Annotated in this window: 11 protein-coding genes, 1 tRNA gene and 1 pseudogene; 4 read left to right on the top strand and 9 right to left on the bottom strand. The window is 72.1% G+C overall.

Annotated elements, in window-relative coordinates:
• Positions 1 to 3: 3 nt before the first annotated feature.
• From ribA to J2X59_RS01805, 3 genes and pseudogenes are all read left to right on the top strand, one after another.
• Positions 4 to 627: pseudogene (gene ribA, locus J2X59_RS01815) on the top strand (GTP cyclohydrolase II); the annotation flags it as partial.
• Between the two features lie 268 nt (positions 628 to 895).
• Positions 896 to 2,317 carry an MFS transporter gene (locus tag J2X59_RS01810; protein WP_326495487.1) on the top strand — a complete coding sequence of 474 codons (1,422 nt, stop codon included), beginning with the start codon at positions 896 to 898 and terminating at the stop codon, positions 2,315 to 2,317.
• Between the two features lie 278 nt (positions 2,318 to 2,595).
• Positions 2,596 to 4,488, top strand: coding sequence for an ABC transporter ATP-binding protein (locus tag J2X59_RS01805; RefSeq protein WP_326495486.1), 1,893 nt, complete (start codon positions 2,596 to 2,598; stop codon positions 4,486 to 4,488).
• A gap of 87 nt (positions 4,489 to 4,575) precedes the next feature.
• Here the strand turns inward: J2X59_RS01805 and J2X59_RS01800 are convergent, their stop codons facing one another.
• From J2X59_RS01800 to J2X59_RS01785, 4 genes are all read right to left on the bottom strand, one after another.
• Positions 4,576 to 6,003: an NAD-dependent succinate-semialdehyde dehydrogenase gene (locus J2X59_RS01800; protein ID WP_326495578.1), complete on the bottom strand. Its 1,428-nt coding sequence runs from the start codon at positions 6,001 to 6,003 to the stop codon at positions 4,576 to 4,578.
• 92 nt (positions 6,004 to 6,095) lie between these two features.
• The gene (locus tag J2X59_RS01795; RefSeq protein WP_326495485.1) at positions 6,096 to 6,716 is read right to left on the bottom strand and encodes an isochorismatase family protein; all 621 of its coding nucleotides are present in this window, start codon (positions 6,714 to 6,716) and stop codon (positions 6,096 to 6,098) included.
• Positions 6,717 to 6,756: 40 nt separating this feature from the next.
• Positions 6,757 to 8,253: a D-alanyl-D-alanine carboxypeptidase/D-alanyl-D-alanine endopeptidase gene (gene dacB / locus J2X59_RS01790; protein WP_326495484.1), complete on the bottom strand. Its 1,497-nt coding sequence runs from the start codon at positions 8,251 to 8,253 to the stop codon at positions 6,757 to 6,759.
• 73 nt (positions 8,254 to 8,326) lie between these two features.
• Positions 8,327 to 9,334, bottom strand: coding sequence for a Gfo/Idh/MocA family protein (locus J2X59_RS01785; protein ID WP_326495483.1), 1,008 nt, complete (start codon positions 9,332 to 9,334; stop codon positions 8,327 to 8,329).
• A gap of 144 nt (positions 9,335 to 9,478) precedes the next feature.
• Here J2X59_RS01785 and J2X59_RS01780 point away from each other — a divergent pair, with 144 nt between their 5' ends.
• Positions 9,479 to 11,137, top strand: coding sequence for an HAD family acid phosphatase (locus J2X59_RS01780; protein ID WP_326495482.1), 1,659 nt, complete (start codon positions 9,479 to 9,481; stop codon positions 11,135 to 11,137).
• Positions 11,138 to 11,201: 64 nt separating this feature from the next.
• Here J2X59_RS01780 and J2X59_RS01775 read toward each other — a convergent pair.
• The 5 genes from J2X59_RS01775 to topA form a co-directional block, all read right to left on the bottom strand.
• A tRNA-Thr gene (locus J2X59_RS01775) sits at positions 11,202 to 11,274 on the bottom strand.
• 44 nt (positions 11,275 to 11,318) lie between these two features.
• Positions 11,319 to 11,954: a TetR/AcrR family transcriptional regulator gene (locus J2X59_RS01770; RefSeq protein WP_326495481.1), complete on the bottom strand. Its 636-nt coding sequence runs from the start codon at positions 11,952 to 11,954 to the stop codon at positions 11,319 to 11,321.
• Positions 11,955 to 12,186: 232 nt separating this feature from the next.
• A complete protein-coding gene (locus tag J2X59_RS01765) occupies positions 12,187 to 13,329 on the bottom strand; it encodes a DNA polymerase III subunit delta' (RefSeq protein WP_326495480.1) in 1,143 nt (380 codons plus the stop codon).
• Between the two features lie 25 nt (positions 13,330 to 13,354).
• Positions 13,355 to 14,002 (bottom strand): dTMP kinase, encoded by a 648-nt coding sequence (gene tmk, locus J2X59_RS01760; RefSeq protein ID WP_326495479.1) that lies wholly within the window; start codon positions 14,000 to 14,002, stop codon positions 13,355 to 13,357.
• Positions 13,999 to 16,776 carry a type I DNA topoisomerase gene (gene topA / locus J2X59_RS01755; RefSeq protein WP_326495577.1) on the bottom strand — a complete coding sequence of 926 codons (2,778 nt, stop codon included), beginning with the start codon at positions 16,774 to 16,776 and terminating at the stop codon, positions 13,999 to 14,001. The genes tmk and topA overlap by 4 nt, the downstream gene beginning before the upstream one ends.
• Between the last annotated feature and the right edge of the window lie 426 nt (positions 16,777 to 17,202).

Below are 17,202 nucleotides of genomic sequence, written 5' to 3'. Positions count from 1 at the left end.
GGCAGCCCGGTGCAGTTCGAGGTCGCGACCACCGTCCCGACCACCCACGGCACGTTCGAGATGCGGGCCTACCGCGACCTCGTCACGAGCGCCGAGCACGTCGCGATCATCGCCGCGCTGCCCGACGGATCGGCCCCCGGGGACGACGCCCTGGTCCGCGTGCACTCGGAGTGCCTGACCGGCGAGGCGTTCGGGTCGCTGAAGTGCGAGTGCGGGCCGCAGCTCGACGCCGCGCTCGACACCATCGCCACCGAGGGCGGGGTCGTGATCTACCTGCGCGGGCAGGAGGGACGCGGCATCGGGCTGATCAACAAGCTCAAGGCCTACCGCCTGCAGGAGGACGGTCTCGACACGCTCGACGCGAACCTCGCGCTCGGACTGCCGGCCGACTCCCGCGAGTACGGCGGTGCGGCGGGCATCCTCACCGACCTCGGCATCGCGCACGTCCGACTGCTCTCGAACAACCCCGAGAAGCGTCGGCAGCTCGAGGAGCACGGCATCGCGGTGTCGTCGCTGGTCCCGCTCGTGGTCGGCGTCGTCGCGCAGAACGCCGGGTACCTCGACACCAAGCGCGACCGCATGGGCCACCAGCTGCCCGCGCACCTGGAGACCGGCGCGACCAGCTGACGGCGGTGGCCGGCTGACGGTCGTGGCCGGCTGACGGCGGTGGCGGCGGCTGACGGACGCTCCGCGACGCGCGGACGCTGCCACGGGCCTCCCGGCCGATTTCCAGCTGCGCGACGGGTGTCGTAAGGTGAGGGTTCCGTCACGAGCGGTCCACCACCCACCGAACGCACCCGGTCCGAGCCCGCGCCACCCCGCGCGACCGACCGGTGTCCGCAGCCTCGGTACACCGCCGCGCTCCTCGTGAGTGCTCCCCTCGGAGTCCCCGTACATGACCGCCGCCCCGGCACCCGCCGCCACGACCGACACGAAGGCCACCGGCAACCCGCGCTCCCGCGTGATCATCGCCAGCCTCGTCGGAACCTCCATCGAGTTCTACGACTTCTACGTCTACGCGACCGCCGCCGTCCTCGTCTTCCCCACGCTGTTCTTCCCCAACGAGGACCCGACGGCCTCGCAGCTGTCGTCCTTCGTCACGTTCGCCCTGGCGTTCTTCGCCCGCCCGGTGGGGTCGATCGTCTTCGGCCACTTCGGCGACCGAGTCGGTCGCAAGGCCACCCTCGTCGCGTCGCTGCTCGTGATGGGGACCGCCACGTTCCTGATCGGCTGCCTGCCGACCTTCGCGTCGATCGGCATCTGGGCACCGGTCCTGCTCGCCGTGATGCGCTTCGCCCAGGGCGTCGGGCTCGGCGGCGAGTGGTCCGGCGCGGCGCTGCTCGCGACCGAGAACGCGCCGAAGGGCAAGCGCGGTGTGTTCGGGTCGATGCCGCAGCTCGGCGCCCCGATCGGCTTCCTGCTCGCGAACGGCTTGTTCATCGCGATCAACGCCGCGATGCCCGCCGGTGCGGACGGCACCCCGAACGCCGACTTCCAGGCGTGGGGCTGGCGCATCCCGTTCCTGCTCTCGGCCGTCCTCGTGATCGTCGGCCTCTACGTCCGGTTCAAGCTCGTCGAGTCCACGGTGTTCCGCGGCGTGCAGGAGTCCGGCTCGGTCGCCAAGGTGCCGCTCGGACGGGTGTTCCGCACCTCGTGGAAGGCCCTGATCGTCGGCACCTTCGGCATGGTCGCGACCTACGTGCTCTTCTACTTCATGACGACGTTCACGCTGTCCTACGGCACCACCGCCGCCGAGGCCGGCCCGCTGGTGCCGAAGGTCGGCCTCGGGTACAGCCGGGGCGAGTTCCTCACACTGCTCATGATCGGCGTCGTGTTCTTCGGCGTCTTCACCCCGATCGCCGGGTGGCTCGCCGACAAGTACGGCCGCCGGCGCACGCTCATCCCCACCACGATCGGCATCGCCCTGTTCGGCCTGACGTTCCAGTTCTGGTTCGCCGCGTCGACCGGGCCGATCACCGTCGTCACGTTCCTGATCGTGGGGCTCTCGCTCATGGGCCTGACGTTCGGTCCGATGGGGGCCCTGCTGCCGGAGCTCTTCCCGACGAACGTCCGCTACACCGGGTCGGCGATCGCCTACAACGTGGCGTCGATCCTCGGGGCGTCGCTCGCACCGACGATCGCCCTGGCGCTGTGGCAGCCGGACGGCACGATCGTCTGGGTCGGGCTCTACCTGACGCTCGCCGCCGTGGTGACCGTGGTCGCGCTCTTCTTCGTCCGTGAGACGAAGGGTGCGGGGCTCGACGAAGCCGACGCCGCCGGCTCGCCGGACGCTGCTCCGGCAGACGTGCGGGCGTGACCGGCGCGTCCTGACGCGACCACCCGACGGACGGGAGGCGCGGTGCCGGTCCGGCACCGCGCCTCCCGACCGTCGCGTCCGGCGTCGCGCGCGCATCCCGTGCGGGCGCATGCTCAGACATCGCACCTGTCGATCGACGCGCGCCACGTCGGACCGTGCGCGCACACCGCTCCGCACGCACCGCACACCGCCTCCCGCGCACCACGCTCCCACGGGACGGTGCGAAGATGGACGACGGCCGCCAGCACACCCCGCACGGGCGGCAGGAACCAGGAACGATGAGCCTCTTCTCCGCACGCCGCAAGCCGTCCGACGGTCCCCGCGCGAGCTTCGGCCGCCTGCTGACCTACCTGTTCGAGAACAAGCCCGCGATGGCCCTGATCATCGTGCTGAGCGTCCTCGGAGCCGGCGCCTCGCTCGCGCAGCCGTTGCTCGTCAACCAGGTCGTCACCGCCGTGCAGCACGGCGAGACGCTCTCGATCCTGGTCTGGGCGCTCGTCGCCCTCGTGCTCGTCTCGGGCGTGCTGAACGGCGTGCAGCACTTCCTGCTCCAGCGCGCCGGCGAGGGCGTGGTGCTCTCCACCCGCCGCAAGCTCATCGCGCGGATCCTCAACCTGCCGATCTCGGAGTTCGACACCCGCCGCACCGGCGACCTCGTGTCCCGCGTCGGCAGCGACACGACGCTCCTGCGCGCCGTGCTCACGCAGGGACTCATCGAGTCGATCGGTGGCGCCCTGACGTTCGTCGGCGCGATCATCGCGATGGCGGTCATCGACCCCCTGCTCCTCGGCATCACCGTCGTCATCGTCCTCGTCGCGATCGTCGTCGTCGGCGGGCTCAGCCGACGCATCCGCATCGCCTCGAAGCGCGCCCAGGAGAAGGTCGGCGACCTGACCGCGGCGGTCGAGCGCGGCATCGGTGCCGTCCGCACGATCCGTGCCGCCGGGGCCACCGGCCGCGAGGTCGCCGAGGTCGACGGCCACGCCACCGAGGCCTACCGCCGCGGCCTGGACATCGCGAAGATGTCGGCGTTCGTGGTGCCGGTCGCGAGCATCGTGATGCAGGTCGCGTTCATCGCCGTGCTCGGGGTCGGGGGTGCACAGGTCGCCGCGGGGCAGATCACCATCGCCACGCTGATCACCTTCATCCTGCTGCTCTTCATGATGGTCATGCCGCTCGGGCAGGCCCTCGGCGCAGCCGTCGCGGTCGCGCAGGCACTCGGCGCCCTCGGCCGCATCGAGGAGATCCTGCACCTGCCGACGGAGGACCAGGACGACGGTGCCGTCCGGGTCGCCGCGGCGACGGAGACCGACGACGCGATCGCGTTCGAGCACGTGACGTTCCGGTACGCGCGGGCTGCGGATGCGACGGGCGCGGACGGAGCGTCGGGCGCGGGCGGCGCGTCGGGCGCGAGGGGCGCGTCGGGCGCGAGGGGCGCGATGGACCGGTCGGGAGGCTCGGGCGCGGTCGACGCCGCGCCCTCCGCCGAGGACGTGGTGCTGGACGACGTGTCGTTCCGCGTGCCCCGCGGCGCGCGGGTTGCGCTGGTCGGCCCCTCCGGGGCCGGCAAGTCCACGACGCTCGCGCTCATCGAGCGCTTCTACGACCCGACCTCGGGTGTGATCCGGCTCGGCGGCGTCGACGTCCGCGGGCTCGACCGCGCCGAGCTCCGCGCGCAGATCGGGTACGTCGAGCAGGACGCCCCCGTGCTCGCCGGCACCATCCGGGCGAACCTGCTGCTCGGCTCCCCCGACGCGTCCGAGGCCGAGTGCGTCCGGGTGCTCGAGGCCGTCAACCTCGGCGACGTGCTGCACCGCGACCCCCGCGGGCTCGACGCCCAGGTCGGCGAGGACGGCGTCATGCTGTCCGGCGGTGAGCGGCAACGGCTCGCGATCGCCCGGGCGCTGCTCGCCGCTCCCCCGATCCTGCTGCTCGACGAGTCGACGTCGTCCCTCGACGGGGTGAACGAGCAGAAGATGCGGCTCGCGATCGACGCCGTCGCGGCCGACCGGACGCTGCTCGTCATCGCCCACCGGCTGTCGACCGTCGTCGACTCCGACGTCATCGTCGTGCTCGAGCACGGTCGTGTCGTCGGCACGGGCACGCACTCGGAGCTCGTGCAATCCACCCCGCTCTACCGCGACCTCGCGAAGCACCAGCTGCTCGTCTGACGTCGATCCCGCGGAACGCAACGTGGGCGGTTCCCCGCAGCGGGATCTCGCTGCGCGGGACCGCCCACGTTGCGTGGTGCGGGGAGGTCAGGCGGCGAAGGGGTCCGGCGTGAGGACGTAGACCGACTCCAGGTACTCCTCGAGGCCCTCGTGCGAACCCTCGCGGCCGAGCCCCGAGGACTTGACCCCGCCGAACGGGAACGCCGCGTTCGACACGACGCCCGTGTTCAGCCCGAGCATGCCCGTCTCCAGACGTTCGGCGAGCCGCTGACCGCGCCGGAGGTCGGTCGTGAACGCGTACGCGACGAGCCCGTACTCGGTGTCGTTCGCGAGGCGGATGCCCTCCTCCTCGGTGGCGAAGCGCGTGATCGACACGACCGGCCCGAAGATCTCGGTGGTGAGGATGTCCGACCCCGGCGGGACCTCGTCGAGCACCGTCGGTGCGTAGAACGTGCCCGGACGGTCGACCCGCTCCCCGCCGGTCACGAGTCGGGCACCCCGCTGCACGGCGTCGTCGACGAGCCCGGCGGCCTTGTCCACGGCGCGGTCGTCGATGAGCGGACCGATGGTGGTCCCGTCCTCGGTGCCCCGGCCGATCCGCAGTCCGTCGACCTTCGCGGTGAGCGCCGCGGTGAAGGCCTCGGCGATGCCCTCCTGCACGAAGAAGCGGTTCGCCGCCGTGCAGGCCTCACCGACGTTGCGGAACTTCGCCTGCATCGCCGCCGTGACCGCCTCGTCGAGGTCGGCGTCGTCGAAGACGAGGAGCGGAGCGTTGCCGCCGAGCTCCATGCTCGTCTTGAGGACGTTGTCGGCGGCCTGCTTGAGGAGTGCCGACCCGACCGGCGTCGAACCGGTGAAGGTGAGCTTGCGGAGCCGGCGGTCGGCGATGATGGGCTCCGACAGCGCCTTCGCATCGTGCGAGGGCACCACGTTGAGCACGCCGTCGGGCAGCCCGGCGCGGCGGAACAACTCGACCAGGAAGAGCGTCGTGAGCGGCGTGAGGTCCGCCGGCTTCAGCACGACCGTGCAGCCGGCCGCGAGCGCCGGGCCGATCTTGCGCGTCGCCATCGCGAGGGGGAAGTTCCACGGCGTGATCGCGTAGACGGGACCGACGGGGCGCCGGAGCACGATGCCGCGTCCGGTGCCCTCCGGGTTGGTGCGGTAGTCACCCGAGATGCGGACGGCCTCCTCCGAGAACCACCGGAGGAACTCGCTGCCGTAGGCGACCTCGCCCCGGGACTCGGCGAGGGGCTTGCCCATCTCGAGCGTCATCAGGGCGGCGAGGTCGTCCTCGTGCTCGTGGGCCAGGTCGAACGCCCGGCGGAGGATGTCCGACCGTCGCCGCGGCGCGGCCGAGGCCCAGGCCTCCTGCGCGGCCACGGCGGCGTCGAGGGCGGCGATGCCGTCCTCGGGCGTCGCGTCGGCGACCTCGGCGAGGACCTCGCCCGTGCTGGGATCGCGGACGGGGAAGGTCGCGCCACCGCTCGCGGGACGCCATTCGCCACCGATGAACAGCCCGGTGGGGACGTCGGCGACGGAGACGTGGTCGTCGGCGACGGTGGTGGTCGGGCCGGTCGAGGTCGGGCCGGTGGCCGCGGGGGTGGTGGTCACAGTACTGCTCCTCCGGGGTTCGCGAGCCCCTCGTCCATGTCGCTGTGGTCGACGTGCCCGCCGACCGCGCTGATCTCGCCCAGGGCCCGTGCGCTGCGGTCCGGGTCCACGCCGGCCACGAGGTCGTCGTAGACGGCGACGTCGTACCCGGCGGCCCGCGCGTCGAGCGCCGTGGCGCGCACGCAGTGGTCGGTGGCGATGCCGACGATGTCCACCGTCGTCACCCGACGGTCGGCGAGGAGGTCCGGCAGCGCCGTGCCGTCGTCCGTGCTCGCCTGGAACGCCGAGTAGTCCGGCCGGCCCCGCCCCTTGAACACGTCGACGTCGATGACGCTCGTGTCGAGGTCCGGGTGGTACGCCGCACCGGGCGTGCCGCCGACGCAGTGCACCGGCCACGTGTCCACGAAGTCCGGCCCCTCGGGTCCGGCGAAGTGTCCGCCGTTGTCGTCGTCGCCGTGGTGCCAGTCACGGGAGCCGACGATGAGGTCGTACTCGTCCGCGTGCCGACGGAGGAACGCGCTGATGCGCTCCGCGACGGCCGCGCCCCCGGTCACACCGAGCGCACCGCCCTCCGTGAAGTCGTTCTGGACGTCGACGACGAGCAGTGCCCTGGCCATGCATCCATCCTGCACCCGGCACCCTGCGGCTGCGTGGACGTCAGGACGAGGTCAGGCTCCCACCGCACCGGTACGTCGCCGCGGTGACCGCGTCGAGCGCCGGCAGTGCCGCGGCACGCGGGGACCCGATCGCGTAGAACGCGAAGGTGAGGCGTCGGCCGTCCGCCGCGTCGATGTACCCGCCGAGCGTGTTCGCGCTGTCGATCCACCCGGTCTTCGCGTGCACCTTGCCGCGCGCGACCGCGTTCTCCCCCGTGAACCGGCTCGACAGGGTGCCGGACACGCCGGCGACGGGGAGCGCCCCGGACAGCACGCCGAGGCCCTTCTCGCCCGCGGCGACCGCGACCATGAGGTGGGCGACGAAGGACGGCGACACCGCGTTCGCCGCGCTCTCCCCCGAGCCGTCCTTGATCGTGATGCCCGCGGGATCGACGCCGTAGCCGGCGAGTGCCTTCTGGTAGACGCCGGTCAGCGACGCCGCCGACCCGCCTGCACCGGACTCCTTCGACGAGACGCGCGCCAGCATCTCGGCCAGGGTGTTGTCGGAGTTCGGGATCATCTGCCCGATCAACGTCGACACCGGCTGCGAGGAGACCGAGGCGATCTGGTCAGTGCTCGTGGTCGCGCGCTGCACCACCTGCGCGTTCCCGGCTCCTGCGACGCCCGCGTTCGCCAGTGCCGTGCGGAAGGCTGCTCCGGCGCGACCGACCGGGTCGGTGGAGCGGGGCGAGGTCGCAGCGGCCGGGTTCGCCCGGTCGCCGTCGACCATGAGCGCGGTGACCTGGGGCTGGTACCCGATGGTGCGCTCGCTCTCCGGCCAGGTCGGGTCCCACGCGTCGGCGTCGTCCCAGTAGCTGTCGTCGGCGACGATCGTCGTCACCGGGGCGTCACCGAGGGCCGCCTTCACCTGCTGTGCGAGCTGCGCGAGGGTCGGCGCGCCCGGGTACACCGTGCCGTTGCCGGCCGAGAGCGTCGCATCGCCGTGACCGACGAGCGCGACGGTGCCGTCGGCCTCCTTCGTCACCGTGGTCGGGATGCGGTGGTCGCCGCCGAGGACCGCGAGGGCCGTGGCGCTCGTCAGCGTCTTCATCACGCTCCCGGTCTGTGCCGCCTCCTCCCCGTTCCGCGAGAACAGCGTCTCCCCGGACTCCGCGTCCATGACGAAGCCCTCGAAGGACCCGAGGCCGGCTGCCGAGGCCGCGGCGTCGATCGTGCAGGTCCGCAGGGCCGACGGGTCGGCGGCGTCGTCCGGTACCGAGCGGGACTCGTCCGTGGGCGTCGCACTCGGCGTCGCGGAGCTCCGGGGCGTGTCCGACGGCGCGGTCGTCGCGGCGGCCGACCGGGGCGCCGCGGACGGGCGGGACGGCATCGTCGCGGCAGCCACGGCGACCGAGGCGCCCGAGCCCAGCAGGAGGACACCGACGAGACCACCGGCGATCCACGGGACCGGTCGGCGAGCCGCGGAGCGGCGCAGGGACCCGACGGCGCCGCGGAGGCGTGCCGGGACGGACTTCGACGTGGGCTGCTGGTCGGACATCGCGACCGATCCTACGGAACCGCGGGAGGAGCCTCCAGACCGGATCGGTCACCGGCGCACCCGCCGGCGGACGTCAGTCGGCCGACGGCGCGTCCGATCCGTCGTCGTCGGCCGCGTAGCGGACGCCCACCTGCCGGCGGGCCTCGTCCATGACGGCCGTGATCGCGATCGTCTCCTCGGGGTCCATCGGGCCGCCCTCGTGCGTCCCGGAGGTGACCATCGCCTCGAACGCACGCGCCTCGTGGGCGTAGCCGGCGAGCTCCTCGCGCGAGTCGAACTCCTCGAGGACCGTGCCGTCGCGGTCACGGAGCCGCCACGTGGTGGGCGTGTACCAGGTGTCGTCGAGGTCGATGCGCCCGTCCTCGCCGATGATCGACGCGGTGTTCGGGCTCCGCAGGTCCAGGCTGAAGTGGATCATCGACTGGGCACCGCCCTCGTGGGTGAGCACCAGGCCCATCTGGGTGTCGACGCCCTGGTCGCTCAGCGTGCCCGCGGCCGTGACCGCGGTCGGCACACCGAGCACGTCCACCGCGAACGAGATCGGGTACACGCCGAGGTCGAGGATCGCGCCGCCGCCGAGCGCCGGGTCGTTCAGCCGGTGGCGGGGATCGCTGGGCAGGGCCTGGTGGTGGGTGGCCTCGACCAGGCGCGGGCGTCCGATGCGCCCCTCTGCCACGATCTCGCGGATCATCCGCATCTGCGGCAGGAAGCGGGTCCACATCGCCTCGGTCACGGCGACGTCGGCGCGGCGGGCGGCGTCGACCACCCGACGCGCCTCGGCCGCGGTGATGGTGAACGCCTTCTCGACCAGGACGTGCTTGCCGGCGTCGATCGCGAGCAGGGCGTCCTCGGCGTGACGCGAGTGCGGTGTGGCGACGTAGACGGCGTCGACGTCCGGGTCGGCGACCAGGTCCGCGTAGGAGCCGTGCGCGCGGGCGATGCCGTGCTCGGCGGCGAAGGCTTCGGCGGACTCGCGCGTGCGGCTCCCCACCGCGACGAAGTCGATCCCCGCGGCGGTGCAGTCCGCCACGAACGAGTGGGCGATGCCGCCCGTACCGATGACTCCCCAGCGAACCGTCATGCCACCTGTCTACCAGCCGGTCGCCGGGCGACGACGCGGCGGTCACCTGTACGGACCCACATGGACCACTCGGCTGACCGACAACTAGCGTGCTGCTGTCCCCCGATCGGGGGCGGTCCCCGACTCGAAGGTCACCAGGTCTCCATGCGCCGATCCCTCCGCACCGCCGTCGCCACGAGCGCGGCACTCCTCGTCGTGTCCACCGTCCTCACCGCGGCGCCGGCCGACGCGCACGGCTGGACGCCGCCCGCTCACGGCCCCGACTCCTCGCTCACCCCGAGGACGCACTTCACGATGGCCGCGGACGGCTCCTCCGGCGCCACCGAGGGCGGCGAGGGCATCCCGAACATCGACTCCGTCAAGAAGACCATCGCCACCTACTACGGCGACCCCGGCACCGGACTCGCGAACCGAACCGACTCCCCCTACGTCCGCGAGGTGCGGTCGATCGTCGACCGCGAGACACGCCAGCTCCGCCGCATCCACGACCGCGCCGTCCGGCACGGGCAGCGCCCGGCGATCGTCCTCGACGCCGACGACACCACGCTGTGGACCTACGACATGGAGGTCGCGGACATGCACTTCGTCTTCGACCCCGCGCGCCAGGACGAGTGGGTGCAGGACCAACGGTTCCCCGCGACCCCGTCCATGGTCGGCTTCGTGAACCGCGCGCAGGCGATGGGCTTCACCGTGTTCGGCCTGACCGGCCGCACCGACGACCAGAAGACGGCGACCGTGCAGAACCTGGCGAAGGTCGGCTACACGGCCTTCTCCGAGGACCACTTCTTCACGAAGTGGACGGGGACCGGCGCGTCCCAGCAGCCGTCCTGGATCACCTGCGCAGCCGCGAAGTGCACCACCGTCGAGTACAAGGCACTCACCCGGAAGCACATCGAGCAGGACCTCGGCTACGACATCGCACTCAACGTCGGTGACCAGTGGAGCGACCTGCAGGGCGGGTACGCCGACCGGACGCTGAAGCTGCCGAACCCCACGTACTACCTGCCCTCGGCGGACCTGCCCGGCGTGCGCGAACCGCGCCTCGCCCCGAGGACCCACTTCACGATGGCCGCCGACGGCTCCTCCGGCGCAACGCGGGGCGGCGAGGGCATCCCGAACATCGACTCCGTCAAGGAGACCATCGCCACCTACTACGGCGACCCCGGCACCGGACTCGCGAACCGCACCGACTCCCCCTACGTCCGCGAGACGGCCCGGCTCGTGGCACGGCAGGCCCCCGCGATCGCCCGGCAGTGCGCCGTCGCCCGACAGCAGCACCGCAACCCGGCGATCGTCCTGGACGCCGACGACACGACGCTGTGGACCTACGACATGGAGGTCGCCGCGATGCACTTCGTGTTCGATCCCGCACTGCAGGACGAGTGGGTGCAGGACCAGCGCTTCCCCGCGTCGCCGGGCATGCCGACGCTCGTCGCCGCAGCGCAGCAGGCGGGCTGCACCGTGATCGGCGTGACCGGTCGGAACGAGGCGCAGCAGGACGCCACCATCGCGAACCTGCACGCCGTCGGCTACCCGCAGTTCGCCGCGACCACCGACGGGAACCGGACCTACTACACGAAGTGGACCGGCACCGGCAGCTCCCAGCAGCCGTCGTACGTCACCTGCGCCGCCGCGAAGTGCACGACGGTCGAGTACAAGGCGCAGACCCGGGCGCACATCGAGTCCCCTGCCGGAGGCGGGTACGACGTGGTCGCGAACCTCGGCGACCAGTACAGCGACCTGCTCGGCGGGTCGTCGGACCGGAGCATCAAGCTGCCGAACCCGACCTACTACCTGCCCTAGCCGGACCACTCGGCAACGACGGAACCCCCGGTCGGACACTGTCCGACCGGGGGTTCCGGTGTCGAGCCGCCTGTCGGAATCGAACCGACGACCTATTCATTACGAGTGAATCGCTCTGCCGACTGAGCTAAGGCGGCGGACGCTCCGTTCCCGGAGCGGCACGAGCAATGACTATACAGGTTCAGACGAGCGAACGCGAAACGAGCGCGCCGAGCTCGTCGAACGACCGCTGGAGCTCCTCGGTCAGCTGCGTCTCGGTGGCCCCGTCGGACCACTCCCACCAGGCGTGTCGAAGCGCTGCCAGCGCCACCACCGACGCGAGCCGGGCGCGGCGCCGCAGGGCGTCCGGGTCCGACGCGAGGTCCGGTTCCGTGCCCGCGAGCCGCCCCGCAACGGCCTCCTCGATCTCGGCCTGGAACTCCTTCATCGAGGCCATCCGCCGCGTGAACAGCTCCGGAGCGGCGCGGAGCACCTGCTGCCGTTCCGCGAGCAGCCCGCGTTCCTCCACCAGCTCGCCCGTCGCGTGCACGAGCAGGGTGCCGAGGTCGGACAGGAGCTCGCCGCTCGGCCCCCCGGCGCGGAAGGTGTCGAGCGCCGGTCCCGTCGGCAGCGTCGGGTCGTCGCCCAGGAGCGCCTGTTCCTTGCTCGGGAAGTAGTTGAAGAACGTCCGTGGGGACACGTCCGCTCGTCGGGCGATCTCGTCGACGGTGACGGCGGGCCAGCCGGAGTCGAGTGCGATCCGCAGGGCGGCCTGCTGGATCGCGAGGCGGGTGGCGCGGCGCTTGCGCTCACGCAGTCCGGGTGCGGCTTCGGGCATGTCGCGATCTTCTCACGGTGGTCGGGGCGATCGGCTGCGGGGTCGCGCAGGGTCGGGTGGGTGGAGGCTGACCGGCCGGGAGGCTCGGCGCACGCCCGCCCCGCGACCCCCGTCGCCAGGGGTCCGGTGTCACGGCGGTCCGGGTCGCGCGGGCCAGCGCGGGGCAGCGGGTCGCGCGGGCCACGCGGGCCACGCGGGTCAGCGGAACGGGCGGGTCGGCGGCCGACCCGGGTCAGCGGGTCGCGCGGGCCACGGTCACGAGCAGCGCCTCGAGCGCGAGCAGTGCCGCGACGTTCGCCGCGATCCGCGACCGGGCGAGCGACACCGCGTCGAGCACCTCGAGCGCCGCGGACGGCGGCACCACCTCGAGCGCCCGGTCCAGCTGGTCGCGCATCGACAGGTTCACCGGCTCTGCCGGTGCACCGAGGCCGAGCAGGAGCAGGTCGCGGTACAGCGACGAGACGTCGACGAGGATCCGGTCGAGTCCGTCGCGCAGGCTGCGGGTCGCCCGACGCTTCTGGTCCTCCTCCAGCGCTCGCAGCTGCGACCGCAGTGCCGGTGGCACGGTGCCGCCCGGCTCCACGCCGAGCGATCGCAGGGTTGCGTCCCGCTCCTCGCCGTCCCGCTGCTGCGTGATCGCCTTGGCGTCCTCGTCGGCGACCGCCAGGAGCTCGGCGGCGGCCATCACGGCGTCGCCGACCGAGCGCACCCCGAGCACGGTCTCGAGTGTCCGGCGTCGGCGTGCACGGGCGTCCTCGGTCGTCGCCAGTCGCTGCGCCATCCCGATGTGGCTCTGCGCCTGCCGCGCGGCATCGGTCGCGAGGGCCCGGTCGACCCCGGTCCTGGCGACGATGAGCTCCGCGACGGACGCGACGTCGGGCACTCGGAGCCGCACCGAGCGCACGCGGGACCGGATCGTCGGCAGCAGGTCCGCCTCGCTCGGCGCGCACAGGATCCACACCGTCCGCTCCGGCGGCTCCTCGAGCGCCTTGAGCAGCAGGTTGGAGGTGCGCTCCGTCATGCGGTCGGCGTCCTCGATGATCACCACGCGGTACCGACCGACCGAGGGCGAGTAGTACGACGACGTCACCAGCTGCCGGATCTCGTCGATCGTGATGATGACGCGTTGAGTGGTGAGCACCGACACGTCGGGGTGCGTGCGCGCGGTGATCTGCCGCAAGGCGTGGTCATCGTCCGCTCCGGCACCGACCAGGGCGGCAGCGAAGGCGGTGGCGACGTTCGACCGTCCGGACCCGGGCGGCCCGGTGATCAACCACGAGTGGGTCATGCCGCCGGTCCCGTCGGGAGCCTCGGCCGCACTGCGCAGGGCCGCGACGGCGTCGTCCTGTCCGGTCAGGCCGTCCCACACGCTCACGAGGACATCCTGTCAGCAGCCACCGTCACGCCGGACCGTCCTCGTCCGCGATCCCGACGACGGCACCGACCGCGGCTCGGACCGCGCGGTGGACCGTGTCGGCAGGCTGCCCGGCGTCCACGACGAGGAAGCGTTCGGGCTCCGCAGCGGCAGCGTCCAGGAAGGCTCGTCGGACGGTCTCGTGGAACGACGCCGCCTCGGACTCCAGCCGGTCGAAGACGTTGCCCCGAGCTGCCGCGACCCGGCTCCGCCCGACCGTGACGTCGAGGTCGAGCAGCACCGTCAGGTCCGGGAGCAGGCCGTCGGCCGCCCACTCGGACACCGAGCGGATGCGCTCGGCACCCAGGCCCCGTGCGACGCCCTGGTAGGCCACCGACGAGTCGATGTACCGATCCTGCAGGACGACCTCCCCCCGGGCGAGCGCGGGGCGGACGACCGTCTCGACGTGGTGCGCCCGGTCCGCGGCGTAGAGGAGGGCCTCGGCGCGCGCCGAGACGTGCCCGCGTTCGTGCAGCACCATCTCGCGGATGCGCTGCCCGAGCTCCGTGCCGCCGGGTTCACGCGTGCGGACGACCGTCCGGCCGTGCTCCTCGAGCCAGCTGCTGAGGAGCTCGGCCTGGGTGGTCTTGCCCGCGCCGTCGCCACCCTCGAGGGTGATGAAGCGCCCGGTCACTTCTTCTTGGCCGCGGTCTTCCGCGCCGGCGCCTTCTTCTTCACCGGCCCCTTGGCACGCTTGTCCGCGAGCAGCTGCACGGCACGGGCGTGGTCGACGGTCTCGACGTCCTCGCCGCGCGGGATCGTCGCGTTCGTCTCACCGTCGGTGACGTACGGACCGAAGCGGCCGTCCTTCACCTTGATGGGCTTCCCGGACACGGGGTCCGCCTCGAACTCCTTGAGCGCGGCCGTGGCAGCGCGTCGGCCGCCGTACTTGGGCTGCGCGAAGAGCTCCACCGCACCGGGCAGGTCGATCTCGAAGATCGCGTCCTCGCTCGGCAGCGTGCGGGTGTCCGTGCCCTTCTTGATGTACGGGCCGTAACGACCGTTCTGCGCCGTGATGTCGTCGCCGGACTCCGGGTCCTTGCCGACGACGCGGGGCAGGTCGAGGAGCTTGAGCGCGGTCTCGAGGTCCACGGTCTGCGGGTCCATCGACTTGAAGAGCGACGCGGTGCGTTCCTTCGGCGCCGCGGCCTTCTTCGTCGTCTTCTTCGCGGGGGCCTTCGCGCCCTTCGCGGTGGTGGTCGCCTGGTCCGCGGCTGCGGGTGCTGCATCGGCGGCCGGCTCGGTGACCTCGCCCGTCGACGGGTCGACGGGCGGTTCGGGCTCGGGGGTGCGCTCGGTGACGTACGGCCCGAAGCGACCGTCCTTCGCCAGGACCTCCTTGCCCGTCTCGGGGTTGATGCCCACCACGCGGTCGCCCACGACGGGTGCCTCGACGAGCTCGCGGGCCTTGTCGGTCGTCAGCTCGTCGGGCGCCAGGTCCTCGGGCACGTTGACGCGACGGGGCTTCTCGGGGTCGTCGCTCGGCACCTCGATGTAGGGGCCGTACCGCCCGATCCGCAGGGTCAGACCCGGCGCAAGCTCGACGGAGTTGATGTCGCGCGCGTCGATCTCGCCCAGGTTGTCGATGACGGTCCGGAGCCCGCGGTGGTCGTCGCCGCCGAAGTAGAAGCCCTTGAGCCAGTCGGTGCGGTCGGCGTCGCCGCTCGCGATGCGGTCGAGGTCCTCTTCCATGCCGGCGGTGAAGTCGTACTGCACGAGGTCGCCGAAGTGGTCCTCGAGGAGCCGGACCACGCTGAACGCGATCCAGTTCGGGACGAGGGCACTGCCGCGCTGCGTGACGTACCCGCGGTCCATGATCGTCGAGATGATGGCGGCGTAGGTCGACGGACGACCGATGCCGAGTTCCTCGAGCGTCTTCACGAGGCTCGCCTCGGTGTAGCGCGGCGGAGCCGACGTGTCGTGGCCCTTGGCCTCGACCTCGGTGACGCCGAGGTGGTCGCCCTCGGCCATCTGCGGGAGCTTGGCATCGCCGTTCTCGCCCCCGCCGTGGCGCTCCTCGTCGCGGCCTTCCTCGTAGGCGTTGAGGAAGCCGCGGAAGGTGATCACGGTGCCCGACGCGGTGAACTCGGCGTCCGTCCCGTTCGCCGTCGAGGCGACCCCTGCGACGCTGTCGGTCGACGTGATGCCGAGGACGACCGACGCGGTCGACCCCTTGGCGTCGGCCATCTGCGAGGCGACCGTCCGCTTCCAGATGAGGTCGTAGAGCTTCCAGTCGTTGCCCCGCAGCACGCCGTTCATCTCGGACGGGGTGCGGAACGTGTCGCCGGCGGGGCGGATGGCCTCGTGGGCCTCCTGCGCGTTCTTGCTCTTGCCGGCGTAGCTGCGTGGCTTGTCGGGGATCGTCTCCGGCCCGTACAGCGCCGAGGCCTGCTTGCGCGCGGCGGTGATCGCCTGCTGCGACAGCGACGAGGAGTCCGTACGCATGTAGGTGATGTGGCCGTTCTCGTACAGCGACTGCGCGACGCTCATCGTCTGCCGAGCGGAGAAGCGGAGCTTGCGGGCCGCCTCCTGCTGCAGGGTCGACGTCGTGAACGGTGCGGCGGGCCGACGGGTGTACGGCTTCGACTCGACGCTGCGGACGACGGCGTCGCCGGCCCGCTCGAGCACGGTGGTGAGCGCCGCGGCCGAGGCCTCGTCCAGGCGGACGGCCTCGCCCTTGAGCGAGCCGCGGTCGTCGAAGTCGCGACCCGAGGCGACACGGGTGCCCTGCAGTCGGGCGAGGCGCGCCGTGAAGGCGGTGTCGCCGACCTTCTCGAACCGAGCCGTCAGGTCCCAGTAGTTCGCCGACACGAACGCCAGGCGCTCGCGCTCCCGGTCGACGACGAGTCGCGTCGCCGCCGACTGCACACGACCGGCGGACAGCCCGGGGCCGACCTTGCGCCACAGCACCGGCGAGACCTCGTACCCGTAGAGACGGTCGAGGATGCGGCGGGTCTCCTGCGCGTCGACCAGGGCGGTGTCGAGCTCACGGGTGGCCTCCTTCGCACGCTGGATGGCCTCCTTGGTGATCTCGTGGAACACCATGCGCTTGACCGGCACCTTCGGCTTGAGCACCTGCAGGAGGTGCCACGCGATCGCCTCGCCCTCACGGTCCTCATCTGTTGCGAGGAAGAGCTCGTCGGCGTCCTTCAGGGCGCGCTTCAACTCGGTGACGGTCTTCTTCTTCGCGTCGGAGACGACGTAGTAGGGCTCGAAGCCGTTGTCGACGTCGACCGAGAACTTCCCGAGGGAGCCCTTCTTGAGCTCAGCCGGCAGGTTCTTGGGCTCGACGAGGTCGCGGATGTGTCCGACGGACGCCTGGACCTCGTATCCGTCGCCGAGGTATTGCGCGATCGTCTTCGCCTTCGCAGGGCTCTCGACGATCACGAGCTTCTTCGTGCCTGGCACGTGACTCCTTGATCGATGGTGCGCGCCGGCCCAGGACCGCAACGGTGTCCGGGTCGACCGGGACAACGGTGACCGGGGGCCGACGTGCACACCATACACACACTGGTCGGGCAGCCCGCGTGGCGGCCCGGCGACGGCCACTGCGCTCACGGCGAACGGTCCGGAGCCCGCCACCGTCCGGACCCGGGCGGCGGCGCCCGCGGTGGCGCAGGCGTCCAGTGCGGCACCGTTGGCGCGTGCCACGCGTCCGGCGACGGCGCAGGGGACGCCGGGGAGACGGTGCACGAGCACCGCAGCGGCGGCGAGCGCTGCGGCGTCGGCGGCGGTGCGCGTCCGTTCGAGCAGCACGCGCGTCCGAGCACCGGCGAGCGCCGCGGAGCCGACGAGCAGGGCGAGCGCCAGCACGGCGACGAGGGCGACGGTCAC

Origin of the sequence: Curtobacterium sp. 260, assembly GCF_030803485.1 — a bacterium.
GTDB lineage: Bacteria > Actinomycetota > Actinomycetes > Actinomycetales > Microbacteriaceae > Curtobacterium.
This window is presented reverse-complemented; position numbering and strand designations above follow the sequence as displayed.